The organism is Embleya hyalina (genome assembly GCF_003967355.1).
Classification (GTDB): domain Bacteria; phylum Actinomycetota; class Actinomycetes; order Streptomycetales; family Streptomycetaceae; genus Embleya; species Embleya hyalina.
This window is the reverse complement of sequence record NZ_BIFH01000016.1, coordinates 269,192-295,192: the sequence shown is the minus strand read 5'-3', so window position 1 is coordinate 295,192 and position 26,001 is coordinate 269,192. Positions and strand designations below refer to the sequence as shown.

Genomic DNA, 26,001 nt, shown 5'->3' with positions numbered 1-26,001 from the left:
CCCGGCCCCGGGTCAGTCCTTGCGCGCCGCCAGGACCTGTAGGCCGCGCGCGCCCGTCCGGTTGTGCTCGACCGTCAGCCCGACGTCCCGGCAGCGCTCGGCGAGCCAGGTCGGGGCGATCCGCAGCTTCGGGTAACTGCCGACGTGCTGGGTCCAGCCGGTGCCGTCGTGGACGTGCAGGAGATCGTGGACCAGGACCGTGTCGTCGTCCGGGTATTCGAGGAAGCAGGTGAACACCCGATCGTCGGTGCTCCGTATCGGGATGAACCGGTCGATTCCATGCAGGGTTTCGGTCAGGTCGCGGTAGGTGACGACCAGTCGACCCCCGGTGGCGAGAGCCTGCGCGATCTCGGCGAGCAGCGCGCTCACGTCGTCCTTCGTCGACAGGTGGGTGAGCGTGTCACCCATGCACACCACGGCCGCGACCTCACCCGGCGCGGCGAGTTCGGGCAACACCTTGCGGATGTCCCCGTACACCGGCTCGATCGCGGGCAACCCGGCCGCGTGTTCGGCCAGTTCGGCCAGCAGGATCCGGCTGGTGTCGACCGCCAGGACCCGGCCGAAGCCGAGTCCGGCCAGGGCCAGACTCTGATTGCCGGGTCCACAGCCCAGATCCACGGCCAAGGCGGACGTCGCCGTCGGGGCGACGCCCAACCCGGTCAGCAACTCGCCCTGCCCGGCGGCGATCGGTGCCAGGTCGCCACCCAGCATCCAGGTGTAGTTGGCGGCCAGGATTCGCTCGTAGTGTTCGGCGGCGGCGCGGGTCATCCACGGACTCCTGTCGAAGGTATGACGCCTACGCCGTCGCGACCATGGCCACGCGCGTCGGCGCGACCCAGCCGTCGGACGCAGGAAGAATCACAAGCGACTCGATCACCCGTCGCGAACCCCGACCGGCCGACTCCGGCGCGGAGGCCGTGGGCACGAAGGCGGGAGCGGACAGCAGCGCCGACACCACGTCCGACGCGGAGCGGGACGCGGACGCGGGGGCGGGCACGAACACCGGCGACAGGGGCCCGAACACGCGCACGGGCTCGGGCTCGGCCACCGGCGCGGCAGCGAGCCCGGTCGCGGACTCGCCCGCGGCCACGGCGACACCGGCAGGCGCACCGACCTCCGCCGCCGCGCTCGCGACCCGCGCCCGCGTCGCCGTCGCCGACTCCACCCCGGCCCCGATCCCCGCCTCCACCTCCGCCGCGTTCGACCGCGCCCGAACCCGGACTCGAACAACGAAGCGCAGGAAGAGGAACCGGGCGATCCCGGCGATCCCGGAAGCCGTCAGATAGACCGCCTGCTCCTTGACCACGCCGGGCGACGACTGCAGCGCGTGCAGCGCGAGCATCGCGCCGGTGGTGAACAGGTAGCACACCAGCGCGGACAGCGCGGCCTGGACGTGCAGTCGGCCCCGCGCCCGACCCGCGCCGAAGGTGAACCGGCTGTGCAGTTCGGTCGCCAGGAGCGTGAAGACCACGGTCACCAGGGCGTTGGCGACGGCTATGGAGAGGTGCCCGGTGAGGGCCACGAGCGCGGCGCTCGACGCGAGTCCGGTGCCACCGCCGCAGACGACGAAGCGCACGAACGCGGCCACGGTCCCCGACTTCCCTGCGGCGCTCATGAGTCCCCTGGTTCCTCTTCTTCGACCGGTCGTCGTCTTCTACTCGACAAATCTAGAGGTCCGGAAGCACCGGTGAATCAGTCGTGTGTAGGTACTGCTGTTACTGCTTGGGGAGGACTCCCCCCTAGGGGTACTACTCCCGACGACGCAGTGAGGGCGACAAAAGTACTGCCGGGAACCTACGTCCACGGCCCCCTACTCCTCAGGGAACACCCTTGGATCGGGCACCCGTTCGGTCGGCGCCCCGCCCCGGGTGATCACCGTGATCCGCCGGCCCCGACAATGCCGATCAGAACCACCCCTCGGAGAGGAACCCGCCATGCCCCTGAGCGACCTGTCACTGCCGGAGTTGGACCAGTTTCGCCCGGAACGGTCAGAGCCGGCCGACTTCGACGCCTTCTGGGCCCGTACGCTCGACGAGGCCGACGCCCACCCCCTCGCCCCGACGTTCACGCCCGAGACCGGTCCGCTGACCGCGGTCGAGGTGTACGACGTCTCCTTCGCGGGCCACGGCGGCCAACGGGTGCACGGGTGGCTGGTGCTGCCCGTGCATCGGGACGGGCCCCTGCCGTGTGTCGTGGAGTTCCCCGGATACGGCGGCGGTCGGGGTCTGCCGCACGAGCAACTGCTGTACGCCGCCGCCGGGTTCGCCCATCTCGTGATCGACGTGCGCGGCCAGGGCGGCAGTTGGCGCGCCGGCGCCACGGGGGACGACGCGCCCTCGGGCGACGGCGCCGGTCACCCGGGCTTCTTGACCCGGGGCGTCACCGACCCGGATCGGTACTACTACCGCCGGGTCACCGTCGACGCGGTCCGGGCGATCGCCGTCGCCCGCAGCCATCCGGCCGTCGACCCGACCCGGATCGCCGCGCTTGGCGCGAGCCAGGGCGGGGGCCTGGCCCTCACGGTCGCCGGCCTGGTGCCCGACCTGACCGCGGTGGTGGCCGACGTACCGTTCCTGTGCCACTTCCGCCGCGGCGCGGAGATCGCCGCGACGGGCCCCTACGGCGAACTGGCCCGCTACCTCGCCGTACACCGGGACCGCGTCGACCGGGCGTTCCGCACCCTCGACTACTTCGACGCGGTCAACCACGGCGCCCGCGCGACCGCCCCGGCGCGGTTCAGCGTGGCGCTGATGGACACCACGTGCCCGCCCTCCACGGTGTACGCCGCCTACCACCACTACGCGGCGGACAAGCGCATGGAGGTGTACACGTTCAACGGCCACGAGGGCGGCGGCGCGTACCAGGACGGGCTGAACCTGACCTACCTGCGCGGCGCCTTCGGAATCGACCGACTCACAGCGCCAAGTGCATGATGTGCAGCCCGACGTAGCCGTGTTTCGGGTGGTCGAACCCCTCCGGCAGGGTGCCGATCACCTCGAAGCCGAGGCTGCGGTACAGCCGCACCGCGTGCTCGTTCGTCGCCACGACCGAGTTGAACTGCATCGCCCGGTAGCCCTGCGCCCGGGCCCACTCGATGGTGTATTCGCACAGCGCCCGGCCGACCCCCCGCCCCGAGTGTGCGGGGTCGACCATGTAACTGGCACTGGCGATGTGCGACCCGTTGCCCATGTGGTTGCGATTCATCTTCGCGGTGCCGAGCACCGCTCCGGCCTCGTCCACCGCGACCACCGCGCGGGACGGCGGGGCCGGCAGCCACCACTCGCGACCCTCGTCCATCCCCAGGTCGAGCGGATAGGTGAACGTCTCGCCGGCCGCGACGATCCCATGGAAGAACGGCCAGATCGCCGCCCAGTCGTCGCTTCCCGCTTCCCTGATCAACATTCGATCCAGCATGCCGATCCCGACCCGGACCCGCCACCCGGTTTTCGCGGCCGACGGTCCGCGGGTCGACGGTTCGGAGCTCCGCGGTTCAGAGGTCCACCGTGAAGATCACCGCGCTCCCGGCCTCGGCGGCCCGGCGATAGAACTCCTTCAGGTCCGGCAGGAACCGCTCGGTGTACGCGATGTCCGCCTCGTCGGCGGTCCCCTCGTAGTCGACGAACTCCAGTTCGGCGAACCGCCCGCGCAACCACGGCCCATCCAACGGAGCCAGCGCCGCGGCCACGTCCCGCACCTCGTCCGGGGACACGTAGGCGACCTCGTGGTCGTCGCCCTCGTGCAGCAGGTACCCGCCCAGGAGCGTGTGCGACAGCGGGTATTCGCCGCCTTCGTAGGTCAACGTGCCGTCGGTCAGGCAGCGGTGGAGGGCGTCCCACGCCTTGTCCAACTCGGTGAGCCGGGACCGGTCCCAGCGCTCCTCGACCTCGTCGACGACCGCCATGACGGCCGCGTCGTCGTCCGCCGCCAGGAGTCGCTCCGACGCCTCGGCGTCCACCGCGAACAACACCGCACGACCACCCATGTCAGCCCTCCGCCCGTCGATGTCGGCACCAGGATGCCGGCCGGGTCGACGGGTGGTCGGCTCGGGCGGCTCAGGTGGCGGCGAAGCGGTCGAGGGCGGACAGGATCGTGGCGCGCATCGTGTCGCTGCCCAGGTGTCCGGCGTCGTCGACGACCTCCAGCGTGGCGTCCGGCCAGGCCCGGGCCAGGCGCCAGGCGGTTTCCAGCGGGCTGCTCAGGTCGAGGCGGCCGTGGATCAGTACGCCCGGGATGCCGGCGAGTCGGCCGGCATCGCGGATCAGGACACCCTCGGACAACCACGCGCCGTGCGAGAAGTAGTGCGCGGCGATCCGCACCAGCGCGGTGCGGGACGCCGGAGGACGGCCGCCGTACGCGCCGGGCCGGCCGTTCGGTTCGCCCCCGACCACCGCGTCCTCCCACGCGCACCACTCCCGCACCGCGTGCTCGCGCACCGCCGGATCCGGGTGCTCCAGAAGACGGGCGTAGCCCGCGACCGGGTCGTCGCGCTCGCCCTCGGGCAGCACGTCCCGAAAACGCTCCCACTCGGCGGGCAGGAAACGGCCGACCCCGCGATACAGCCAGTCGATCTCGACCCGACGGGTGCTGGTGACGGCCGGGATGACGATCTCGGACACCCGCCCGGGATGGCGCTGCGCGTAGGCCAGGATCAGCGTCGACCCCCACGAGCCGCCGTACAGCAACCAGCGTTCCAGGCCCAGGTGTTCGCGCAGCCGCTCGATGTCGGCGAGCAGGTGCTCGGTGGTGTTGTGCCGCATGTCGGTGTCCGGATCGCTCGCGTGCGGCGTACTGCGCCCGCACCCGCGCTGGTCGAAGAGCACGACGCGGTAGCGACTCGGGTCGAACAGTTGCCGCACTCCCGTCGAACACCCGGACCCCGGACCGCCGTGCACAACGAGCGCGGGCTTCCCGGCGGGATTCCCGCAGCTCTCCCAGTAGACGCGGTTGCCGTCCCCGACGTCGAGCATTCCGTGCTCGTAGGGCTCGATCGGCGGATATGGAACGGTCACGGTGTTCCCTCGGTCGAAGGGCGAGTGGGCAGGGGCCGACTCTAATACAACAGCGCTGTTATATTTACCGCCATGACCCCGCCCATGAGCCCGCCACCCCCGACGCCGCCCGTCGGAACGACCCCCGGCCCGGAACTGCTCGGGACCAGGCTGCGGCACCTGCTCGACCTCCTCGACGCGGGTGTCGCCGCGGCCTACGCCGACCTCGGGCCGGCCGGATTCCGCCCGCGGTACACGCCCGTGGTCCGGGTCCTGGCGGCGCACGGGCCCGCCTCGATCCGCGACCTGGCCGCCGCGATCGGCGTCACCCACTCGGCCGCGAGCCAGACCGTGGCGCACATGGTCAAGGCGGGCCTGGTCACCCTCTCCCCCGGGGCCGACGCCCGCCGACGCATCGTCACCACCACCCCCGAGGCCGAACGCCTGCTGCCCGTCCTGGACGCCGAATGGGCGGCCACCACCACCGCCGCCCGTGCCCTGGAGGCCGAACTCCCCTACCCCCTCAGCCGGTTGATCGACGAAGCACTGACCGCCCTGGACCGCCGCCCGATGCGGGACCGGATCGCCGACGCCATGGCCGCGCACCAGGAGCGGCCACGTCCGGACCCGCTCCCGGAAGGGACGGGAACCCTCAGCGCCCCGGCTCGAACGACTCGACCCTGAACGCCGCCGGCAGCATGCCCGAGCCGATGGTCCCGGCCAGTTGCCGGGCATCCGCCTCGGTGTAGGTGCCGGAGATCACCGCGGCCCCGGGGATCGCGGATCGCACCATCGGCGCCACCAGCACCCGGCCGTCCCACACGATCGCGACCTGGTTGGCGGGCGGGTCGCGCCGGGCCGCATCGGCGGTGAGCGTGGTGAAGGCGGCCTGGCCCTTCTGCGTCCAGTCGAGCTGTATCTCCCAACCACCGGTGCCCTGGGGCGCCTTGGCCTCCGCCTTCGCCACATCGACCCCGGTGATCACCGCGGGCGCCAGCGTGTACTTCGCCATCTGCTTGTCGTCGCAGGCCACGATCGGCGCGGCGGGATCGTCCACCCGCGACACCGCCGGATCGCCGCACTCCGGCCCGCCCGAGGGAGCCGCCGTGTCGCCCGGGCCCCCGGTCGCGGACGGGTACGGCGTCGCCGTCGTCACGGCGCGCACGCTCAACTGTCCGGTGCGCGCGATCGCCGCGAGCCGCCCCCGGGAGTCGTCCCCCGACGTGGTCACCCCGATCCGCACCACCAGCGCGCCGTCCCGCACCGTCACCGACTTCACCGGCAGCCGCCCCGCGCTCGCCCGCTTGCGGATGGTCTCCGCCGAGGCGGCCAACTGCCGCTCGTCCAGCGCGCGTTCCGGGACCAGGCGGGCCTCGGCGACGTCCCGGCCCGATGCCTCGTCCGCCGGCTTGGTGTGGTCGCCGTCCTTGAACTTCACCGGATCATCCGACGAACACCCCGCCACCCCCAGCACGGCGGCCACCGCGACGGTGACGACGAGGGACCGGGCGGCGCGGCGCGTACACGTTGGCTGAGTCACCCGCCACACCATGCCGGCTCGCCGGGCCGGTCGGAAACGCCCCCGACGCCCGCGAACCGCGCGCGGGAGGCCCCGCACCCCGCGGATCCAGGGATGATCCCGACCGAAAAGGGCACTGGTCCCGGATGTGATGCCCGCCGGTCCGCCCCGTCCGCCCGGGGCGGACGCGCGCGGCCGAGTCGACGTGCGAGGAGACAACCGTGCTGGACAACCGCAACCTCCGTGAGCTGATCCGCCGGTGGCGGGCCACCCCGCAGAGCACCGTCGCGCTCTTCGCCGAGGCCGACGCCGCGATCCGGGCGACCCTCGCGACCAAGGAGCGGGTGTTGTACCCGGCGGTCCGCGACGCCGACGAGCACCGGGCCGGCCACGTCGACGCCGCGATCGCGCAGGGCCGCCGGATCGAGGCGTTCCTGGACTCGGCCGCGCGACTCGGCCCGGAGGGCCAGGGTTTCCACGACGAGGCACAGGACGCGGCATCCGCGATGGACGGCCTCCTGCTGCACGAACAACGCGACCTGCGCCCGGCCCTGGACCACCTCTCCGAGGACGAGCAGAACCGCCTCGACCGCGACTACGAGATCGCCTGGGTGGAGGAAAGCACCCGGGCCGCAGCCCGACACCGCGTCTGAGACCGACCTCGACCCGCGCCGGCGACCCGGAAATCGTCGCCGTCGGTCGTGCTCGCCCCGCTACCCTCGCCGGCGTGAACAATCGTGAGCGCAAACGACTGTCGACACTGCTGGTGGACGCCGCCGGACTGGGCCGGTTCGCCGCGGCGACCGCCGCGCTGCGGGCGGGTGCCGATCCGAACCGGGCCGACCGGCACGGCACCACCCCCCTGTACGCCGCCTCGGTGCACGGCGCCACCGACGTGGTGACGCTCCTGCTCCGGGCCGGCGCCGCGCCCGACACCGAGAGCGGACACGGCACCGAGGGCACCCCGCTGTGCGCGGCGGCCTGCTGGGGACACACCGAGACCGTCCGCGAACTGCTCGCCCACGGCGCGGATCCCCACCTGCGCGAGGACCACGGCACCGGGCACACCCCGCTGCACTGGGCCGAGGCCGGCTCCCACGCGGACACGGCGGCCGTGCTGCGGGCGGCGGGTGCCCGGGCCGATCACGGCGCGGTGGGGCGATAGGCGAGGGCGGCGCCGACTGGGGCTTCGGCGCGACTTCGCCCGCTCCGGGCGCCGACTCCGCCCGCGGCCGCGTCGGTTCGTCCGCCCTCGGCTCAGCCGGTGTGCTTCTCCACCTCGGTGACCACCAGTTCGCACATCTCGTGGGTGCGCAGCACGTCGTCGAGGTCGGGGAACACGCCGGTGCGGACCGCCTCCGTGAAGGACAGCACGAGTTGCTCGATCCCGCGTTGCCGGGCGATCGGCGTCCAGTCGCCGCGCCGCCGCGCCGTCGGCAGGCCGCGGTCGTGGTCGACCACGTCGGCCAGGTTGTACACCTCGCGCATCGTGTCCCGGCCGGAGACCTCCAGGATCTCCTCGTTCGACCCGCTGCGGAGGTTGAGCGTGCCGATCGCGCTGAACCCCGCGCCGGACAGGTGCAGGACGAAGTGTTGCGCCAGCCCGTCCACGACGCGCGCCCGCACGTCGACCCGCTCGATCGTGCCCGGCGCGAGGAAGCGCAGCGTGTCGACCACGTGGATCAGGTCGTCGAAGACGACGGTCCGCACCTCGCGCGCGGTGTCGACCCGGTTGCGCCGCACCACGATCAGATCGCGCGGCAACTCCCGGCTCGCCGCGTAGGCCGGTACATGGCGACGGTTGAAGCCGACCATCAGGCCGACGCCGCGCTCGCGGGACAGCTCCAGCAGGCGCGCACTGTCGGCCAGGGTGTACGCCAGCGGCTTGTCCACGAACGTGGGCACGCCCGCCTCCAGCAACCGGGTCACCAGCGCCGGGTGCGCGGAGGTGGCGGCGTGGACGAAGGCCGCGTCCAGCCCGTCGGCGAGCAACCCGTCGAGATCGGCGTGGCAGTGCTCGGCGGGCACGCGGTACGCGGCGGCGATCCGGCGCAGCGTCTCGGGCGTACGGGTGTGCAGCCGCAGGTCGAGGTCCGGCAGCGTCGAGAGGACCGGCAGGTAGGCCTTTTCCGCGATGTCGCCCAACCCGATGACGCCGACCCTCATGCGAACCCCTCGCGTATGTACGCCGCCGGGCCGGACGCCCGGGTCATGGCGTGGTCAGCATAGGGGTGCCCTCGGCCCGCGGTGTTCCCGGATCCACCGGCGCCACCTCCGGCCCGTGTTCCACGCGCGGGCCCGACGGTTCGGCCGCGGCCGCGGTGGGACCCGGGGCGGCGTGGGCCGGGCGCGGCGGGGTGGGCGGCAGGTCGGTGGGGCGTACGAGGCCGTGTGCGCCGGTCCGGCGGTCGCCGACCGCGAGCCACGCGTGACTCGCGTCGTCCGTCGTGGCCGGGTCGGTGGTCGAGGTGTGCCGCACGGTGAGTACGTCGCCGCGGTGCACGATCTCGACCGCGGCGGAGTGTTCGGAGGGGTCGTGGCGGACCGCGACGTCGTCCGCCGCCACCTGACGATCGTCGCCGGTCACCACGACCGTGGTGCCGGCGTCGGGGGCCGGCGCGGCGGCGGCGGATCCGGTGAGGGCGGCGGCCGCGACGAGGCCGGCGGCGAGTGCCCGGCTGGAGGTGTTCACGTTCGGCCCAACGATCCGGGTGCGCCTGGGCGACGGGCGGACGGCGCTCTCCCCTCGAATCGGCGACCCGCTCGGGGGCCGGGCCACCCGGATGGCATACGGCCGAACGGCCGACGCGGGCCGCCCGACGCCGGCTCCGGCTCGGTCGGCCGGCGTGTGCGCGGCCGGGCCCTGGGGTGGTCGCGGCGTGGGGCGCGGTTGCGGGCACGGGCCGGCTCGACTCTCCTGGAACCCTGGGCCGTCCTCCATCCCCGACCCGCCGCCCACGGCCCTGTCCCCACCGCCCGACCCGGACCGCGCCCGACCCGCGCGCCCGGGCTTCCGCCATGAGCGGGGGCGATCCGCGAGTCGCGCGGCGCAACCGTTGCCGCGAGTCCCGCGAGTCGCCTCCTGGTGCCAGAGACCACCGAGCCAAGGGAGAGTCTCCGTGAGCGTGCCACGTACCGCGATCGTCATGCCCGGTGTTGGCTCCTATGTGCCGGGCGCGTTGCGCCGGCTCCAGGATCGGCCCGCCGTCCGCGACACCCTGGACGAGGTCGACGACGCGGTGGGCGATCGGGCCACCCTGCCGCCGTCGCGCCTGCTCGTCGATCCCAACGCGCCGGACGCGCACGAGTTGATGGATCGGCACGAGCTGGCCCTGCATCTGGCCATCTACGCCGGGGCGCTGGCCGCGTTCCGGTTGTTGGAGGGCGACTTCGGGATCCGTCCCGACGTGCTGCTCGGGCACAGCCTGGGCGAGATGGCGGCGCTGGCCGCGGCCGGGGTGTTCACCGCGGGCGACGGGGCGCGGTTGTACCTGGCGCGGTCCGCGGCCTGCACCCTGTACACCACCGATCCGGGTGGGCTGCTCACCCTGCGGCTGGCTCCGGGGCACACCCTGGAGCTGCTGGGTTCGGCGCAGTTGCCGGGGCTCGATCTGGCCTGTGACAACTCGGCGAAGCACACGGTCGTGTCCGGGCCGGACGAATCGTTGGCGACGTTCGCCGCGTTGGCGAAGCGGCGGGCGGTGGCCTCGAAGCCGCTGACCGTGCGCACCCTGTTCCACAACCGGTTGCGCGAGTCGGCGGCGACCGAGTGGCGTCGGCTCGGCACCGATGTCGAGTTCCGCGCTCCCCGCTATCCGGTGTTGTCGCCGCTGCTCGGGCGTGACTACGCCGACGAGCGGGAGTTGCGCGACGGCGTGGTCGGACAGTTGCGGCACCCGGTGCGTTATCGCAACGCGGTGACCACGTTGCGGGAGCGGGGGATCGAGGTGTTCGTGGAGACCGGGGCCCGGGACGTGCTGGGGGCGTTCGCGCGGGCCGCCGACCCGCGGGTGCGTACCGCGGTGCCGGTGGCGGCCGGCGCCGATGTCGTCGGCGTCGCGGACACGCTGCGCACGTGCGGATTGTTGCCCCTCGACCCGGCCGCGCTCGCGGCTCCGTCAGGGGTGCCCGCGGGCTGAGCGCGGGAGACGGCGGCGGTGGCGGCGAGGAGGGAGCGGCTTGCACAGGGATGTCGACCCGGCGGACGACGAGTTCGACGCGGGCGGACCGCTCGGCGCCGACTCGCGGTTGTCGATGCGCGCCCGACTGCTGCTGTTCCACCGGGTCCTGGCCGAGACCAACGCGCCGATCGGCATCCTCGACCCGCGGTTGCGTCTCGTGTACGTCAATCCGGCGATGTCCGGGATCGACGGTCGGCCGGCGAGCGAGCAGGTGGGGCGGTCGATCGCCGAGGGCTTTCCCGGCCTGGAGGTGCCCGAGGACCTGCTGCGCGCGGTCCTGGCCGACGGGCTCGCGCGCGAGACCACGATCAGCGGCGTCACCACGGTGCGCGGTCTGCCGCAAAAGCGCTGGTGGCACGCCGCGTATCACCGGCTCGACGACGAGAACGGGGTGTTCGGCGTGGTCGGGATCCTGATGGAGACCACCCGGTCGCGGCGCACCCAACTGGCCCTGGACCAGGCGCACCGTCGGCTCGCGCTGCTCGATCGGGCCGCGCTGGAGATCGGTACCACCCTGGACACCGACACCACCTGCCGGGAACTGGTCGAGCTGCTGGTGCCGGTGCTCGCGGACGTGGTGGGTGTGGAACTCCTGGAGCCGGCCGACCCGGACCAGCACAGCGGTCGCCCGCGCCCGGCACCGGACACCGTGCGGCTGCGCCGGGCCGCGTGGACGTCGATCCCGGAGCTGCGCTACCTCAGCGCCGTCCTGGGGCGGCCCGGCGAGCACATCGACTATCAGCCGGGCGCCGACGTGGCGCGCGTGGTGCGTAGCGGCGCCACCGTGGTGGACAACCGCCCGCCCGACGACCGGTTGCGCACCACCGCGCCGGACGCGTCGCGGGTGGCGGTGTACCGGGAGGCGGGCATGCACTCGGCGCTGATGGTGCCGCTGATCGCGCGCGGGGAGATCATCGGCTCCCTCAGCCTGATCCGGGCCGGCGCCTCGCCGCCGTTCACCGAGGACGACGTGGAGATGGCCCGCGACCTCGCGTACCGGGCGGCGACGTGTGTGGACAACGCGCGGCGCTACTCGCGTGAGCACGGTGTCGCGCTGGCCCTGCAGCGCGCGCTGCTGTCCCGGCCCAAGGTGCCGCACCCGGACGTGGAACTGGCCACCCGGTATCTGCCCGCCGGGCGCAGCGCGGAGGTGGGCGGCGACTGGTTCGACGCGATCGCGCTGCCGCACGGGCGCACGCTGCTCGCCGTCGGCGACGTGATGGGGCACGGCGTGCAGGCGGCGGTGGACATGAGCCACTATCGGGCGCTGCTGCGGGTGTTGGCGGCCGGCGGGCTCACCCCCGAGGAGATCCTGACCCGGGCCGACCGAATGAGCCAGGAGGCGGAGTTGGATCGGGTGGCCACGTGTCTGCTGGTCCTGATCGACCCGCGCGCGGGGGTCTCCACGTTCGCCAACGCCGGGCATCTGCCGCCGCTGCTGATCGCGCCGGGCGGGACGAGCCGGTTGTTGCGCCTGCCGACCGGCCCGCCTCTGGGTACCGGGTGCGGGGGTTACGCGTCCTACATCCGGCCGGACGTGGCCGGCGGGGTGCTGATCCTGTACACCGACGGCCTGGTGGAGCGTCGGGACGAGGACATCGACGCGTCGCTGGCCCGCCTGGCGGGGGTGCGGCTGGCGCCGGACGCGCCGTTGGAGTCGCTGGTGGACACGATCCTGGACCGGCTGGTGGTGCCGCCGGTGGAGGACGACATCGCGGTGGTGGCGGCGCGGTTGCTGGACGGGGGCTCGGCGCGGGAGCGGTAAACCCCCCGCCGGGCGCGTTCCACCCCCACGCTCGACGTGATCCACCGTTCGGCGGCCAGCGGTGGCGGGCGGTTGGGCGGCTTTTTACGTTCCTTGTAGCGGAACTCCCCCTTGAACCCGGTCTGTCGGGTTCGGGTTCCGGCTGTCCATTGGAGGACGAAATGCGCTGTGCCCGTCTCGCCGTCGTCGGCACGATCGTCGGTCTCACCGTATGCGGTTCCGCAGGCGCGGCGTTCGCCGCCACGCCGATGCAGGCCGATTCCGGTCGCCCCGGCGACACCGTGTTGTTGTCGGACGACAAGCACTGCACCGCGAACACCGCGACCGCGACCTCGGAGGCGTTCACGTCCTCGGTCACCCTCACCCGTTCCGGCGACGAGGTCAAGGGTCAGGCGACCATCAAGGACGTGGCCACCGGCGACTACGAGGTCAAGGTCGTCTGCGGTGAGGGTCAGGAGCTGATCGGCAGCCTGCACGTGATGGGCGCCGCGCCGACCGCGCCGTCCACGGCCGGCTTCGGCGGCACCCAGGGAGCGGACCCGGCGCTGCTCGCGGTGGGTGGTCTGGTGCTCGCGGGCGCGGCCGGCACCGGCTTCGTCGCGCTGCGCCGTCGGACCGCGAACCCCGCCTGACCGATGACCCGTTCCGTACCCGAGGCACCCGAGGGCGCCGCGGATCGGCAGCACCGACGCAGTGGCCGCCGCCTGGTCTGGGCGGCGGCCACCGGCGCGCTGGCGATCTGCGGCACCGGTCTGTTGTACGCCGGGTTCGACGCCGACCGACCGCCGCCGCGCCCGCCCGCCGCCGCGGCCGTGCCGATCCCCCGGGCGGATCCGGGGCCGGGGCCGGTGGGCGCGACCGCGGGGCCGGCGGGCGCCGCCGAGGCGCCCGCGCCCGCGCCGGAGGCGACGCCGATGCGCGCGTCGTTCCCGACCCGGATCCGGATCCCGACACTGGACATCTCGGCGCCGCTGGCCCGGGTCGGTCTGGACAAGGACGGCGGCATCGACGTGCCCGCGCAGGCCGAGCGCAACCTGGCCGGCTGGTACCAGGGCGGCGTCACCCCCGGGCAGAAGGGCACCGCGTCGATCGCCGGCCACGTGGACACCGCCGCCGGCCCGGCGGTCTTCTATCCGCTCGGCGCGCTCCCGCGCGGGTCCCGGATCGAGATCGATCGTGAGGACGGCAGCGTCGCGGCGTTCGAGGTGGACGGGGTCGAGGCGTTCGCCAAGGACACGTTCCCCACCGCGCGGGTGTTCGGCGACGCGGCCCGGCCGGAATTGCGGCTGATCACCTGCGGTGGTGCGTACAGCAAGAAGAATCACTACTCCGGCAATGTCGTCGTCTTTGCCCACCTCGTCCCGTAAGCGGGTCGTATTGGTGCGCCGCGGGTCGGTATGCGGCCGCTTCATTACCTGCGGGGAATTGGCGGCGACCACGACCGGTATTCCTTGATCATCTCGGTCGAAGCGATTTTGGGTCTTGCCAATAAAAAGCGGAACTGGAAATAATCCGATCACCAATCCGAACGGCCCTACCCGGCCGGGAGAGGAGACGTCATGATGCGTCTCGCCGACCGCCTGCTCGACCGCGTGGCCCAAAAGGTCACCGCCGAAGCCGGCTGCTCGAACTACTACTACTGCCAGAACGGTTACTACTACCTGCGGCAGTGTTGCAAGGATGAGGGCTGCAGCACCGTCCTGATCGCCAAGGGCTGTTGATTCGAGGCCGGTGAAGACGCTGCGGGCGGGCCCCGACCCCCGCCCGCAGCACTCCCCGAAAGCGATTTCGCAGCAACAGAATTCCCCGAATCAATAATTTCCCGGCGAGATCGACTGCCGTCGATATCGGGACGCCCGACCCACAGGGTCGACCTTCCGCGGATCGCTCGATCACTGCTTCCGGCACGGCGCCGCGCACGCTCCTTCGTCGCACCCCGACCGATGAATTCGACGGGTGCCGGGCGACCGGGGGCACGAACGATCCCACCCGACTCGACGGCGGGCCGCGATGATTTCGCCGCCCGCCTTTTCCGTGTGCCATAAAAGGGGGTGCCCATGGGATATGCATATGTGGGCTGCGCTTGCCTGGTCGGACTGGTATTCGTCGCCTCCGCGGTCTCGAAGTTCCGGGACTTCGCGGGCTTCGTCGCGTCGGTGCCGCGGCTGGTGCCGATGCCGATCGGGCGGGCCCGGCCGATCGCGGTCCTCGTGGCGGGCGCGGAGACGGCGGTGCCGATCCTGGTCGCGGTCCCGCCCCTGGGCGCACTCGGGTTCACCGTCGCGGCGATGCTGCTGCTCGCCTTCACCGTCGCGATCGCCGGCGCGCTGCGGCGCGGCCGGCGCTCATCGTGCCGCTGCTTCGGTGCCTCCGACGCCCCGCTGGGCGCGCGCCACCTGGCCCGCAACGGGGTCCTGCTCGCCGCCGCCTGCGCCGGTGTCGCGGCGGCCGTGCCGGGTGGCGCCGCCGCTTCCCCGCCGCTCGCCGGCGGCGTGATCGCGGGCGTGGCGGGCCTGGTCGGCGCACTCCTGATCATCACCCTCGACGACATCGTCGACCTGTTCGCGAGGACTGCCTGATGCCCTACCTGGTCGCCGCCGTGGTGCTGCTGGCCCTGATCACCGCGGTCAATCTGCTGCTCACCCTGGGCGTCATCCGTCGCCTGCGGGAACAATCGAGTCCGCCACACGGCGGCCACGCGGCCTCGGACCCACCCGCGCACGGGCTGCGACCCGGCGTGCGTCCCGAGTCGTTCACCGCGACCACCACCGACGGCGAACGGATCTCCGACTCCGACGTCCACGGCATGGTCGGGTTCTTCTCCGCGCACTGCACGCCCTGCCACACCCTCGCGCCGCGGTTCGCCGAGCAGGCCGAGGTCATGGGCCGGGACCGGGTGATCGCGGTGATCGCGGGCACCGACCCCGAGTTGTCGGCCGTCCTCGCCCCGGTGGCCCGGGTGATCGTGGAGGACTACGACGGCGCGGTCCAGGCGGCCTTCCACAACAGTTGGACGCCGTGGGTGTACCTGCTCGGGCGGGATCGGCGCGTGGTGGCCTCCGGCGGCCGGATGACGGACCTGTTCAGCGAAGCCCCCGCGTGAGCGGACGGATATCCACCCGCGAGGCGGCCGGCGCCGCGCGGGTGGGGCTGGCGCTGATCCTGCGCGCCGCGCCCGGCCGGGCCGTCGGGTCGCTGGCGGTCACGATCGCTTCGGCGGGTCTGCCGATCGCCACCGCGTGGTCGACCAAGTCGGTGATCGACCGGTTGGCCGACCCGCACGGTTCGATCACCGCGCCGGCGCTCGCGCTCGCGGGCATCGGGCTGGTCGCGACCGTACTGCCCGGGCTCGGCCGCTACCTGCACGCCCAGATCGGCCGGGCCACCGGCGTGCTGGCCACCGACCGACTCTTCGGCGCGGCCGAACGCCAGGTGGGGCTGCGCCGATTCGAGGACCCGGCGTTCCTGGACCGGCTGCGGCTGGCCAAGCAGAGCACCACCAACGTCGGCGGCCTCGTCGACGGCGCGGGCAACACCCTGCAGGGCTCGCTGACCCTGGTCGGCTTCATCGGCTCGCTGTTGATCCTCAGTCCCACGATGACCGCGCTGGTGTTGGTGGCGGGCGTGCCGGTGCTGATCGCCGAACTGCGGTTGTCCCGCATGCGGGCCGGGATGTTGTGGGAGAACGAGCAGGTGCACCGCCGGGAGTTCTTCTACGGCGGGCTGCTCACGGGTGTCCAGGCGGCCACCGAGATCCGGCTGTTCGGGATCGGGCCGGTGCTGCGGGCGCGGATGATGGGCGAGCGTCTTCGCGCCAACGAGGCCGAACGGCGCATGGATCTGCGCGAGTTCGTCACCCAGGCGGCACTGGGCGCGCTCGGCGCCGCGGTGGCCGGCGGCGGCCTGTGGTGGGCAGTGACGGCGGCGCACGACGGCAGGCTCACCGTCGGCGACGTGGTGATGTTCGTCGCCGCGCTGACCGGTATCCAGAACGCGCTGAACACCCTGGTCGCCTCCATCGCCGCCACCTACGGGCAACTGCTCGGCCTGACCCACTACGTCGCGGTGTCCCGGGCCGAACCCGACCTGGTCTCGGCGATCGCCGGCCCGACGGTGGTGCCCGTGCCCGGGGCGGGCATCGAGTTCCACGACGTGTGGTTCCGCTACAGCGACGAGCATCCCTGGGTGCTGGGCGGGGTCGACCTGAGCATTCCGCACGGCCGCGCGGTGGCCCTGGTCGGGCTCAACGGCGCGGGCAAGAGCACGCTGGTCAAGCTGCTGTGCCGGATGTACGACCCGACCCGGGGGCGGATCACCTGGGACGGCGTGGACCTGCGCGAGATCCCGCCCGCCGCGCTGCGGGAGCGGATCAGCGCGGTGTTCCAGGACCACATGAACTACGACATGAGCGCGGCGGACAACATCGCGCTGGGCGACCCGACCCACCTGGACGACCGGGACCGGATCGAGGCCGCCGCGCAACGGGCGGGCATCCACGCGAAGTTGGCCGCCCTGCCGCGCGGCTACGACACGCTGCTGACCCGGATGTTCTTCAGCGAGGCGGACAAGGCGGACCCGGACACGGGCGTGGTGCTCTCCGGCGGCCAGTGGCAACGGCTCGCCCTGGCCCGGGCGTTCGTCCGCGTCGGGCGCGAGCTGATGATCCTGGACGAGCCCAGCTCGGGGCTCGATCCGCAGGCCGAGCACGAGGTGCACACCCGGATGCGCGAATACCGCGAGGGAGGCACCAGTCTGCTCATCTCGCATCGGCTCGGCGCGGTGCGCGACGCCGACGTGATCGTGGTGCTGTCGGCCGGCCGGATCGCCGAACAGGGCTCGCACGAGGAATTGCTCGACCGCGAGGGGTACTACGCGAAGCTGTTCCGGCTCCAGGCCGCGGGATATCAGGAGGCGAAGTGAGCGCACGGGTGCACGGACGCACGGGCCTGGTGGCCGCGACCGCGGTCGGGGCGCCGGCCGTGGCGGCGCTGCTGTGGGTGCGGCGGCGCTATCTGGTGGCCACGGTCGAGGGGCCCAGCATGGAACCCACGCTCGCCCCGGGCGATCGGCTCCTGGTGCGCCGCGGTGCCCGGGTCCGGGCCGGTCAGGTGGTGGTCGTCCTGGTGCCCAACCCGGCGACACTGCCCGGACTGCCGCCCGAACTGCGGGAGTCGACGCCGGAGGAGCTGGCCGCGCTGCCGATGCGGCCGGAGTGGGCCCCGCGGCCGGCCGGTCGGTTGATGATCAAGCGGGCGGTGGCGGTGGGCGGTGATCGGGTGCCCCGGGAGCGGTTCCCGGTGCTGCGCGACGTGGCCGAGGAACGGGTGCCCGACGGCGCGCTGGTCGTGCTGGGCGACAACGCCGCGTCGAGTTGGGACTCGCGCGCGTACGGATTCGTGTACCGCCATCAGGTGGTCGGCGTCGCGGTGCGCCGGATCGTGCCGCCGACCGGCGCGACACGCACCTCGCGCGAGGGTCTGGCGTGGACGGCGCCGGCGTACGAGGATGGGGCCGCGCGGGAATCGCACACCGTGGACGGCGCGTGGCGCGGGATCGAACCTCGTTGGTTCGACGCGTACCGCGGCTGATCGCCGCGATCGAACCTCCGTGAGTGAATACGCCGAATTCGGCGAATATTCAAGCGCCGTTTCCCTCGACCTTTCGACCGGGGATCGCGACAGGATCTTGGGCGTCCCGAAAGCGAAAGGTTGTGTCCTTCATGCCCACCACCCACCGCCTGCGCACGATCGCGCCGGCCGTGGCCGGAGTCGTCGCCGCCACCGCCCTGCTGTCCGGCTGTCTCGGCAGTGACAAGAGCGACAAGAGCAGCAAGGCTCCCACCTCCTCCGCGACCGCGTCCACGAACGCGAGCGCCACCGAGAAGGCCACCACGAGCCCGACCGGCAAGCCGACCGGCAAGGCGACGGGCCTGCCGAAGCCGACCGGCTCCGCGAGCGGCTCGGCCGACGTGATCGACGCGTTCACGTACAAGACCGGCCAGTGCATCAACCAGAACGGCACCAAGACCGACGACGTGCCGTGCAGCAAGTCGCACAACGGCCAGGTCGGCCGGGCCTTCGAGCTGCCGTCCACGGTCACGCCGGAGACCCCCGGCTACGAGGACAAGGTCAGCGATCTGTGCGAGCAGTACGTCGGCCCGATCGTCGACCGGCAGCCCGCGTCGCCGAAGATCACGTTCTCGTTCACGTACCCGCTGGACATGGAGTCGTGGCGACACGGCAACCACCAGGCCGCGTGCATCATCGAGCGCGAGGACAAGTTGCCGCTCACCACGATCATCAAGTAGCACCGATTCCGGTGACATCGGTCGAGGCGTAGCGGCCCGCGGCCCCTCGACCCCTTCGAACCCCGGCCGGATCCGGCACGTCGCGTACGCCCCCTCGCGACGCGTATCGTCGCATCCGAGCGCACGTCTTGTTCGAGCCCCCGTGACTCCCCGCGGGGGCTCGATCGTTTTTCGCTCGGGCGGCGAAGGGGTTCGGGCGGGCGACCGGCCCCGCACCGCGCGGTGCGAGCGCGGTGCGGGGCCGGGCTGCGGGGGCTCGCGGGGGGCGCGGGCCTCCGCTTCAGCAGGCGCCCTTGTACAGGTACTTGCCGACGTCGGGCTGGTCGACGTTCTCCTTGGTGACGGCGATCAGGTCGGTGGAAATGGCCTTGGGGACCGGCTTCTTGTCCAGTGCGGCCACGGCCTGTTCCACGCCCTGGGCGCCGATGTCGAAGGGCTTCTGCGCGATCAGGCCCTGGATGGAGCCCTTGCGCAGCGCCTCGACCTGCTTGGGGGTGGCGTCGAACGCGATCAGCTTGACCTGGCCGGCCTTGCCCGCCTGCTCGATGCCGGTGGCCGCGCCCTCGCCGCTGAACACGTTGGCGGCGAAGACCCCGACCAGATCGCGGTGCGAGGCGATGGTGGAGGTGACGATCGAGGCCGCCTTGGCCGGGTCGTCGTCGTTGTACTGCACGCCGAGATAGGTGATGCCCGGGTGCTTCTTGATCTCGGCCTCGAATCCCTTCAACCGGGCGTCGGTGGTGGAGATGCCGGGCTTGACGCTGATCGCGGCGACGGCGCCGCGCTCCTGGACCTGGGCGGCCAGGGTCTGCGCGGCCAGCATGCCGCCGCGTTCGTTGTCGGAGGAGATCGCGGTCTCCCGGATCGAGGCGTCGTCGAGCTTGGTGTCCACCTCGATCACCTTCGCGCCGCGCGACTTGAGCTGCTGCTCGGGTTGGCGCATGGCCTGGGTGTCGGTCGGCGCGATCAGTACCGCGTCCGGGCTCTTGGCCGCGACCGCGTTGACCACCGGGGTCTGGAGCGACGCGTCCCACTTGTCCGCGCCGGTCACGTCGAGCTTGACGCCGAGTTCCTTGGCCTTCTGCTGCGCGCCGCAGGCCATCGAGATGTAGAACTCGTCGCCCTTGACGCCCTGGACGAAGGTGATCTTGCGCCCACCCCCGGAGCCGGCGCCGTCGTCGCCGCATCCGCTCAGGGCGGCGACCGCGGTCAGGGCGATGGTCACGGCGACGTAGGTCGGTGTCTTCATCGGGCAGTGCCTCCTGGCGGTGGTGGGGCGATGCGGGGGTGGACCGAGAGGGTGGGTAACCGGCGTGGATTTCAACGGCGTTGGCGACCGCGGCGGCGCAACTGGTCGGCGTACACGGCGGCGATCAGGACGGCGCCGACCGCGACGCTCTGCCAGAACGGCTGCACGCCGAGGATGACGAAGCCGTTCTGCAGGATCGCGGGGATGAACACGCCGATCAGCGTGCCGATCACGGTGCCGATGCCGCCGAACAGGCTGGTGCCGCCCAGCACCACGGCCGCGATGGCGCCCAGCGAGTCGTTGGCGTGGCCGCCGATCGTGGTGGTGGTGAAGCGGGCGAGGGACAACACGCCGGCGAGCCCGGCCAGGGTGCCCGACAGCGCGTACACCGCGATCATGTGCCGGTCGACCGGGATGCCGGCCCGACGCGCCGCCTCGGCGTTGGAGCCGACCGCGTAGGTGCGGCGGCCGAATCGGGTGGTGCCGAGCACGAGCGCGCCGACCGCGGTGACCAGGAGGGCGATCACCACCAGCCAGGGCACGCCCAGGATCCGGCCGTTGCCGATGGTGTCGGTGAACCGGGTGGGCACGCCCCGGACATCCTGACCCTCCGTCATCACCTGGGCCAGGCCGAGCGCCATGCCGAGGCTGCCGAGGGTGACGATCAGCGCCGGCACCCGGGCCTTGGCGACCAGGAATCCGTTGAACGCGCCCCACGCGGCCCCGGCGGCGAGGCCGGCCAGCACACCGAGCAGGATCGCGCCCCAGCCCGCGTCCGGGCCGGAGACGGCGGTCATCGTCTTGGCGGCCGCGACACCCGCGAACACCAGGACCGAGCCGACCGAGAGGTCGATGCCGGCCATGATGATCACGAAGGTCATGCCGACGCCGATGATCAGCAACACGGCGGCGTCCGTGGCCACGTTGCGCAGGTTGAACGTGGTCGGGAACTGCGACGGGCGCATGATCGAGAAGGCGGTCACCAGGACCATCAGGACCAGGAAGGTCCACCAGGTGTTGGTACGGGCGAGGCGGGGCCACAGGACGGTGCGGGCGAAGGCGACCGCGGGGTGCGAACCGGGCGTCGACTTGCGGTCGACGCCCGGGGGTTCGGGGTGATCGGTGCGGGGGTCGTCGGCTCGGTTCGCGGGTCGGCCGTCCGGGTCGGCAGCCGGGTCGGCAGCCGGTTCGGCGTCCGAGCCGGAACCCGGTTCGGCGTCCCGGTGGGCACTCGATGTGGTGTCCGGGTCGGGTCGGGCGTCCGGATTGGCGGTCGGTTTGTCTTCCGGCAGGTGGTCGGGGCGGTCGTGGGAGCCCGGAGTGGTGGCCGTGTCGTCGCGGTTCATGCCGGGGCGCCTTCCGTGTCGAGTGTGTCGAGCGCGCCGGTCATCGCGCCGACCAGTTCCTCCACAGTGGTGTCCGCCGCGGGGAGACTCGCCACCCGGCGGCCGAGGCGCAACACCTCCACGCGGTCCGCGACCGACAACACCTCGGGCATGTTGTGGCTGATCAGCACGACCGCGATGCCGTTGTCCCGGACCCGGCGGATCACGTCGAGCACCCGGCCGCGCTGGAGGACGCCGAGCGCCGCGGTGGGCTCGTCCATGAAGATCACCTTGTCCGCCCAGGCGACCGCGCGGGCGATGGCCACGCTCTGCCGCTGGCCGCCGGACAACGTCCCGATCGGCGCGTCCACGTCCTGGAGTTCGACGCCGAGTCGGCCGAACGCCTCGATTGCCCGCGCCCGCATCGCGACCTTGTCCAGCACGCCGAGACGGCCGGCCAGGCCGCGGCGCAGCAGTTCGCGGCCGAGGAAGAGGTTGGCCGGCCCGTCCAGGTCCGGCGCCAGGGCCAGGTCCTGGTACACCGTCTCGATGCCCAACCCCTGTGCGTCGGTGGGGCGTTCCATGTGCACCTCGCGACCCTCGAAGAGGATCCGCCCCGCGTCGGGGCGTTCGGTGCCGGCCAGGGTCTTGGTCAGGGTGCTCTTGCCCGCGCCGTTGTCGCCGATCAACGCGACCACCTCGGCCGGGAAGACCGTGAAGTCGGCGCCGCGCAGGGCCTGCACCTGGCCGTATCGCTTGACCAGGCCGCGACCTTCGATCAGGGGTTGCACGTGCCCAACTCCTTCGGATTGTCGGGTCGTTCCCCGCGAGCCGGCTCGGCCGGAACCGGCGGGCGCCACGCGTTCGCACGTGTGTCGGGACGGGGACGAGGGGATCCGCGTCGCCTGCCGCTGACAACGGTGTCAGTACAGTGCCGGCCACACCGGCGGGTGTCCAGGGGTTGCGCCGCCTCGGATGAGGCGGAAATCGGGTGGGGATTACGGTGATTGCCCCGACAGGTACCGGCCAAACGGATGGCCGCCGAGGACGATCGGGTCGGGATGTCGACAGCTCGGGGCGAGGCGGGTACGGTCCGCATGACAACGATGTCAGAGGGAGCGTGCGGCACATGGCAGCTGAACCCTGGCCGGAACCCTGGCAGGACTCCCCCGAACACGCGGCCCGGCTCGACGCGGAATGCGACCGGCTGATCCGCTTCGCGACCGGCGCCAGATTGGCCGGCGGCGGCTTCGGTTGGCTCGACGACGTCGGCCGGCCGCTGCCGGACGGGGTGGTGCACACATGGGTGACCGCGCGGATGACCCACGTCTTCGCCCTGGCCCGACTGCGTGCGGAGGCGCGCGGGTCGGCGTTCGACGCCGCCGAGGCGGGCGCGCTCGTGGCGCACGGGATCGCCGCGTTGACCGGGCCGCTGCGCGACCACGAGTACGGCGGCTGGCATCCGGTCGTGGATCGCGGCGGCCGACCCGCGCCCGGCGCCGTCGACGGCGGCACCCGTGCCGGCGCCGAACCCGAACGGCCGGACGGCAAGCGCATGTACGACCACGCGTTCGTCGTGCTGGCCGCCGCGAGCGCGTGCGCGGCCGGTCATCCCGAGGCGCCCGCGCTGCTCGCCGAGGCCCTCGACGTGGTGGAGCGCCGCTTCTGGGAACAGGACCGCGGCGCCTGCGCGGAATCCTGGGACCGGACCTGGACCGTCGGCGAGCCCTATCGGGGCGCCAACAGCAACATGCACGCCGTGGAGGCGTTCCTGGCCGCCGCCGACGCCACCGGTGAGGCCCGCTGGCGCGAACGAGCCCTGCGGATCGCCGAGCGGGTGGTGCACGAACACGCCCGAGCCAACCACTGGCGGCTGATCGAACACTTCGCCGCGGACTGGACCCCACGGCCCGAGTACAACCGCGAACGCCCCGCCGACCCGTTCCGTCCCTACGGCGCCACCGTGGGCCACTGGTTCGAGTGGTCCCGGCTGCTGATCACGCTGGCCGAGGCGCTGCCGGAGGCGCCCGGGTGGCTGCGCGCCGACGCGGTGGCGCTGTTCGACGCGGCGGTGCGGGAGGGTTGGCGCGCCGACGGTCGGCCGGGCTTCGTGTACACCGTCGACTGGTCCGGGAAACCGCTGGTCCGGACCCGGATGCACTGGGTCGCGGCGGAGGCCATCGCGGCCGCGGCGGCGCTGCGTGGGGCCTCGGGGGACGCCGACTACGATGACTGGTACCGAGTGTGGTGGGAGCATGCCGACGCCGTATTCCTGGACCGGGAGCACGGCGGCTGGCATCACGAACTCGACGCCGACGCACGGCCCTCGGCCGACGTCTGGCGGGGCAAGCCCGACGCGTACCACGCGGTCCAGGCGACCCTGCTGCCTCGGCTCCGGTCCGCACCGACCATCGCGGAGGCGCTGCGTCGTCGGGCCGTGCGGTGAGCGCGGCGCCGTCCCGTTCCCCTTCCCACGCGCAACACGCAACACGCACCGTGAGTGCCGGGTGTGAGCCCGGTCGCCGGAAAGGAATGCGATGGCCGGCCCGACGACACCGGAGCGCCCGCGCGGGCGCGGGCGCTCCACGATGAAGGACGTGGCCGCCCTCGCCGGCGTGGGGATCAAGACCGTCTCGCGCGTGATCAACGGCGAGCCGAACGTGAGCGCGGTCAAGCGGCAGGCGGTGTGGGCGGCGGTCGCCGAGACCGGCTTCCGCCGCAACGACAGCGCCGCGCAGTTGCGTTCCGGACACACCTCCAGCATCGGCCTGGTGCTGGAGGACGCCGCGGATCCCTTCTCGTCCGCGCTCACCCGCTCCATCCAGGACATCGCGCACCAGCACGGCACGGTGTTGTTCAGCGCGTCGTCGGCGGAGGACCCGGACAAGGAGCGCGACCTCGTGCTGGCGCTGTGCGCCCGGCGGGTGGACGGGCTGATCGTGGTGCCGGCCAGCGGCAGCCATACCTATCTGCTGCCGGAGATCGAGGCGGGCATGGTGTGCGTGTTCGTCGACCGGCCGCCGGGCGACATAGAGGCGGACACGGTCCTGGTCGACAACGTGGGCGGGGCCCGGACCGGCGTCGGGCATCTGGTGCGGCACGGGCATCGGCGGATCGCGTTCATCGGCGACCGGCTGGAGATCTTCACCGCGCGCGAGCGGGTGCGCGGATACCGCGAGGCGTTGACCGAGGCGGGTATCGAGGTCGATCCGCGCCTGGTGTACAACGGGCCGCCGTACGGTGAGGAACTGCGCGCGTGGTTGCGGGCGATGCTCGGCGGCGCCGATCCGGCCACCGCGGTGTTCTGTGGGAACAGCCGGTTCACGGTCGAGACGGTGCGCGAGATCCGCCGCTCCCCGGTACAGCCGGCCCTGGTCGGCTTCGACGACTTCGAACTCGCCGACATGCTCACGCCGGCCGTGACCGTGGTCGCCCAGGATCCGTTCGGTCTCGGGCAGGCCGCCGCGCAGTTGTTGTTCCGGCGGCTGGCGGGGGATCCCACTCCGGTCCAGCACGTCCACATGCGCACCCGGCTCATCCCCCGGGGTTCGGGCGAGGTGGGGCCGTGACCGCGCGAGGGGTGAAGTCGGCGTACGACCAGGGAGGTTCCGCGGTGATCACGGTGATCGGCGAGGCGTTGATCGATCTGGTCCGGACCGAGGGCGGCCCGCCCGTCGCCCATCCGGGCGGCAGTCCGGCCAATGTGGCGGTGGGCCTGGGTCGGCTCGGGGTGCCGGTGCGGCTGATCACCCGTTACGGGAAGGACGAGTACGGCGGGCTGCTCGCCGCGCACCTGGCCGCGAGTGGGGTGGAGGTGGCGCCGGAGGGTGTGCACTCGGGGTCGACGAGCGTGGCGCACGCGCGGGTGGACGCGGCGGGGGTGGCCGACTACTCCTTCGACATCGTGTGGGATCCGCCCGACACGGTTCGGGTGCCGGCCGAGTCGCGGTGCGTGCACACCGGTTCGATCGCGGCGACGCTGGCGCCGGGGGCCGAGACGGTACGGGGGTTGATGGCCGCCGCGCACGCCGGGCGTCGCGCGCTCGTGTCGTACGACCCGAACTGCCGGCCGTCCCTGATGGGCGACCCGGAGGCGGCCCGGGCGCGGATCGAGGCGCTGGTGGACCTGTGCGATCTGGTCAAGGTCAGCGACCAGGACCTGGAATGGCTGTATCCGGCGCGGTCGTTCCTCGACGTGGCGGACGAATGGCTGGCCCGGGGGCCGGGGCTGGTCGTGGTGACCCGGGGGGCCGAGGGTGCGTACGGGGTCTGCCGGGCGGGCCGGGCGACGATGCCGGCGGTGTCGACGCCGGTGGTGGACACGGTCGGCGCGGGCGACGCGTACACGGCCGGGCTGCTCGACGCCCTCCGCCGGCGGGACGTGCTGAGCCCGAACGGGGTTCGCGACCTGCACTCGTCGACCGTGGCCGAACTGCTCGTCGAGGCCTCGTTGATCGCGGCGCTCACCTGCTCTCGGCCGGGCGCGGATCCGCCGACGGCCGCGGAGGCGGAGGCGTACCGGCGGAACGTGCGCGCCGAAATTGGTGATGACTGTGTGTGATCGCGTGGCGACCGAGGGGAAGGGATGTCGGGCGGCGATATTCGGACACTCGGTCGAGCGCGGGTGTCGTCGGCCTGTGGGGTGACACCGGGTCGGGGCCTCGTGG

The 26,001-nt window shown here is 72.6% G+C and carries 28 protein-coding genes; 17 read left to right on the top strand and 11 right to left on the bottom strand.

Annotated features, from left to right (window positions below):
• Positions 1 to 12 precede the first annotated feature (12 nt).
• Complete coding sequence (locus tag EMA17_RS12020; RefSeq protein WP_126636920.1) at positions 13 to 768, bottom strand: class I SAM-dependent methyltransferase; 756 nt, start codon at positions 766 to 768, stop codon at positions 13 to 15.
• 28 nt (positions 769 to 796) lie between these two features.
• Positions 797 to 1,615 (bottom strand): GtrA domain-containing protein, encoded by an 819-nt coding sequence (locus EMA17_RS52900; RefSeq protein WP_174861348.1) that lies wholly within the window; start codon positions 1,613 to 1,615, stop codon positions 797 to 799.
• 319 nt (positions 1,616 to 1,934) lie between these two features.
• Here EMA17_RS52900 and EMA17_RS12010 point away from each other — a divergent pair, with 319 nt between their 5' ends.
• On the top strand, positions 1,935 to 2,933 hold the full coding sequence (locus EMA17_RS12010; RefSeq protein ID WP_126636919.1) for an acetylxylan esterase: 999 nt from the start codon (positions 1,935 to 1,937) through the stop codon (positions 2,931 to 2,933).
• Here the strand turns inward: EMA17_RS12010 and EMA17_RS12005 are convergent.
• The 3 genes from EMA17_RS12005 to pip all read right to left on the bottom strand — a co-directional run bounded on the left by EMA17_RS12005 (position 2,914) and on the right by pip (position 5,009).
• Complete coding sequence (locus EMA17_RS12005; RefSeq protein ID WP_126636918.1) at positions 2,914 to 3,402, bottom strand: GNAT family N-acetyltransferase; 489 nt, start codon at positions 3,400 to 3,402, stop codon at positions 2,914 to 2,916. The genes EMA17_RS12010 and EMA17_RS12005 overlap by 20 nt on opposite strands.
• Positions 3,403 to 3,490: 88 nt before the next feature.
• The gene (locus tag EMA17_RS12000; RefSeq protein WP_126636917.1) at positions 3,491 to 3,982 is read right to left on the bottom strand and encodes a DUF1877 family protein; all 492 of its coding nucleotides are present in this window, start codon (positions 3,980 to 3,982) and stop codon (positions 3,491 to 3,493) included.
• Between the two features lie 70 nt (positions 3,983 to 4,052).
• Positions 4,053 to 5,009, bottom strand: a complete 957-nt coding sequence (gene pip / locus EMA17_RS11995) for a prolyl aminopeptidase (protein ID WP_126636916.1) — start codon at positions 5,007 to 5,009, stop codon at positions 4,053 to 4,055.
• A 72-nt stretch (positions 5,010 to 5,081) separates the two neighbouring features.
• On the opposite strand from pip, the gene EMA17_RS11990 reads away from it, so the two are divergent.
• A complete protein-coding gene (locus EMA17_RS11990; protein ID WP_246126603.1) occupies positions 5,082 to 5,672 on the top strand; it encodes a MarR family transcriptional regulator in 591 nt (196 codons plus the stop codon).
• Here EMA17_RS11990 and EMA17_RS11985 read toward each other — a convergent pair.
• On the bottom strand, positions 5,641 to 6,528 hold the full coding sequence (locus tag EMA17_RS11985) for a SecDF P1 head subdomain-containing protein (protein WP_126636915.1): 888 nt from the start codon (positions 6,526 to 6,528) through the stop codon (positions 5,641 to 5,643). The genes EMA17_RS11990 and EMA17_RS11985 overlap by 32 nt on opposite strands.
• Positions 6,529 to 6,728: 200 nt before the next feature.
• On the opposite strand from EMA17_RS11985, the gene EMA17_RS11980 reads away from it, so the two are divergent.
• The gene (locus EMA17_RS11980) at positions 6,729 to 7,160 is read left to right on the top strand and encodes a hypothetical protein (RefSeq protein ID WP_126636914.1); all 432 of its coding nucleotides are present in this window, start codon (positions 6,729 to 6,731) and stop codon (positions 7,158 to 7,160) included.
• Positions 7,161 to 7,234: 74 nt separating this feature from the next.
• A complete protein-coding gene (locus tag EMA17_RS11975) occupies positions 7,235 to 7,672 on the top strand; it encodes an ankyrin repeat domain-containing protein (RefSeq protein WP_126636913.1) in 438 nt (145 codons plus the stop codon).
• 92 nt (positions 7,673 to 7,764) lie between these two features.
• Here EMA17_RS11975 and EMA17_RS11970 read toward each other — a convergent pair whose 3' ends face one another.
• Positions 7,765 to 8,673, bottom strand: coding sequence for a Gfo/Idh/MocA family protein (locus EMA17_RS11970; protein WP_126636912.1), 909 nt, complete (start codon positions 8,671 to 8,673; stop codon positions 7,765 to 7,767).
• Positions 8,674 to 8,716: 43 nt separating this feature from the next.
• Positions 8,717 to 9,199, bottom strand: a complete 483-nt coding sequence (locus EMA17_RS11965; protein WP_126636911.1) for a hypothetical protein — start codon at positions 9,197 to 9,199, stop codon at positions 8,717 to 8,719.
• 427 nt (positions 9,200 to 9,626) lie between these two features.
• Between EMA17_RS11965 and EMA17_RS11960 the strand changes: the two genes are divergently transcribed.
• The 10 genes from EMA17_RS11960 (at position 9,627) to EMA17_RS11920 (ending at position 18,760) form a co-directional block, all read left to right on the top strand.
• A complete protein-coding gene (locus EMA17_RS11960; protein WP_160161380.1) occupies positions 9,627 to 10,646 on the top strand; it encodes an ACP S-malonyltransferase in 1,020 nt (339 codons plus the stop codon).
• A gap of 40 nt (positions 10,647 to 10,686) precedes the next feature.
• Positions 10,687 to 12,453 carry a SpoIIE family protein phosphatase gene (locus EMA17_RS11955; RefSeq protein ID WP_160161379.1) on the top strand — a complete coding sequence of 589 codons (1,767 nt, stop codon included), beginning with the start codon at positions 10,687 to 10,689 and terminating at the stop codon, positions 12,451 to 12,453.
• Between the two features lie 161 nt (positions 12,454 to 12,614).
• Positions 12,615 to 13,085: a hypothetical protein gene (locus EMA17_RS11950; RefSeq protein WP_126636908.1), complete on the top strand. Its 471-nt coding sequence runs from the start codon at positions 12,615 to 12,617 to the stop codon at positions 13,083 to 13,085.
• Between the two features lie 3 nt (positions 13,086 to 13,088).
• The gene (locus EMA17_RS11945) at positions 13,089 to 13,820 is read left to right on the top strand and encodes a class F sortase (RefSeq protein ID WP_126636907.1); all 732 of its coding nucleotides are present in this window, start codon (positions 13,089 to 13,091) and stop codon (positions 13,818 to 13,820) included.
• 225 nt (positions 13,821 to 14,045) lie between these two features.
• On the top strand, positions 14,046 to 14,174 hold the full coding sequence (locus EMA17_RS55300) for a hypothetical protein (RefSeq protein WP_281290480.1): 129 nt from the start codon (positions 14,046 to 14,048) through the stop codon (positions 14,172 to 14,174).
• 336 nt (positions 14,175 to 14,510) lie between these two features.
• Positions 14,511 to 15,032 carry a MauE/DoxX family redox-associated membrane protein gene (locus EMA17_RS11940; protein ID WP_126636906.1) on the top strand — a complete coding sequence of 174 codons (522 nt, stop codon included), beginning with the start codon at positions 14,511 to 14,513 and terminating at the stop codon, positions 15,030 to 15,032.
• Positions 15,032 to 15,556, top strand: a complete 525-nt coding sequence (locus EMA17_RS11935; protein ID WP_126636905.1) for a peroxiredoxin family protein — start codon at positions 15,032 to 15,034, stop codon at positions 15,554 to 15,556. The genes EMA17_RS11940 and EMA17_RS11935 overlap by 1 nt, the downstream gene beginning before the upstream one ends.
• Positions 15,553 to 17,373, top strand: coding sequence for an ABC transporter ATP-binding protein (locus tag EMA17_RS11930; protein WP_126636904.1), 1,821 nt, complete (start codon positions 15,553 to 15,555; stop codon positions 17,371 to 17,373). Before EMA17_RS11935 ends, EMA17_RS11930 begins: the two co-directional genes overlap by 4 nt.
• Complete coding sequence (locus tag EMA17_RS11925; RefSeq protein WP_246126602.1) at positions 17,370 to 18,041, top strand: S26 family signal peptidase; 672 nt, start codon at positions 17,370 to 17,372, stop codon at positions 18,039 to 18,041. The genes EMA17_RS11930 and EMA17_RS11925 overlap by 4 nt, the downstream gene beginning before the upstream one ends.
• 131 nt (positions 18,042 to 18,172) lie before the next feature.
• A complete protein-coding gene (locus tag EMA17_RS11920) occupies positions 18,173 to 18,760 on the top strand; it encodes a septum formation family protein (protein ID WP_126636903.1) in 588 nt (195 codons plus the stop codon).
• A 280-nt stretch (positions 18,761 to 19,040) separates the two neighbouring features.
• On the opposite strand, the gene EMA17_RS11915 is transcribed toward EMA17_RS11920, so the two are convergent.
• The 3 genes from EMA17_RS11915 to EMA17_RS11905 all read right to left on the bottom strand — a co-directional run bounded on the left by EMA17_RS11915 (position 19,041) and on the right by EMA17_RS11905 (position 22,125).
• Positions 19,041 to 20,009: an ABC transporter substrate-binding protein gene (locus EMA17_RS11915; RefSeq protein ID WP_126636902.1), complete on the bottom strand. Its 969-nt coding sequence runs from the start codon at positions 20,007 to 20,009 to the stop codon at positions 19,041 to 19,043.
• A 71-nt stretch (positions 20,010 to 20,080) separates the two neighbouring features.
• The gene (locus tag EMA17_RS11910; protein WP_246126601.1) at positions 20,081 to 21,355 is read right to left on the bottom strand and encodes an ABC transporter permease; all 1,275 of its coding nucleotides are present in this window, start codon (positions 21,353 to 21,355) and stop codon (positions 20,081 to 20,083) included.
• The gene (locus EMA17_RS11905; protein WP_126636901.1) at positions 21,352 to 22,125 is read right to left on the bottom strand and encodes an ATP-binding cassette domain-containing protein; all 774 of its coding nucleotides are present in this window, start codon (positions 22,123 to 22,125) and stop codon (positions 21,352 to 21,354) included. Before EMA17_RS11905 ends, EMA17_RS11910 begins: the two co-directional genes overlap by 4 nt.
• Positions 22,126 to 22,463: 338 nt before the next feature.
• On the opposite strand from EMA17_RS11905, the gene EMA17_RS11900 reads away from it, so the two are divergent.
• The 3 genes from EMA17_RS11900 to EMA17_RS11890 all read left to right on the top strand — a co-directional run bounded on the left by EMA17_RS11900 (position 22,464) and on the right by EMA17_RS11890 (position 25,895).
• On the top strand, positions 22,464 to 23,780 hold the full coding sequence (locus EMA17_RS11900; protein ID WP_126636900.1) for an AGE family epimerase/isomerase: 1,317 nt from the start codon (positions 22,464 to 22,466) through the stop codon (positions 23,778 to 23,780).
• 91 nt (positions 23,781 to 23,871) lie between these two features.
• Entirely contained in the window at positions 23,872 to 24,903 is a 1,032-nt protein-coding gene (locus EMA17_RS11895; protein ID WP_126636899.1) for a LacI family DNA-binding transcriptional regulator, read from the top strand.
• Complete coding sequence (locus EMA17_RS11890; RefSeq protein ID WP_246126600.1) at positions 24,900 to 25,895, top strand: carbohydrate kinase family protein; 996 nt, start codon at positions 24,900 to 24,902, stop codon at positions 25,893 to 25,895. Before EMA17_RS11895 ends, EMA17_RS11890 begins: the two co-directional genes overlap by 4 nt.
• Positions 25,896 to 26,001: the final 106 nt, after the last annotated feature.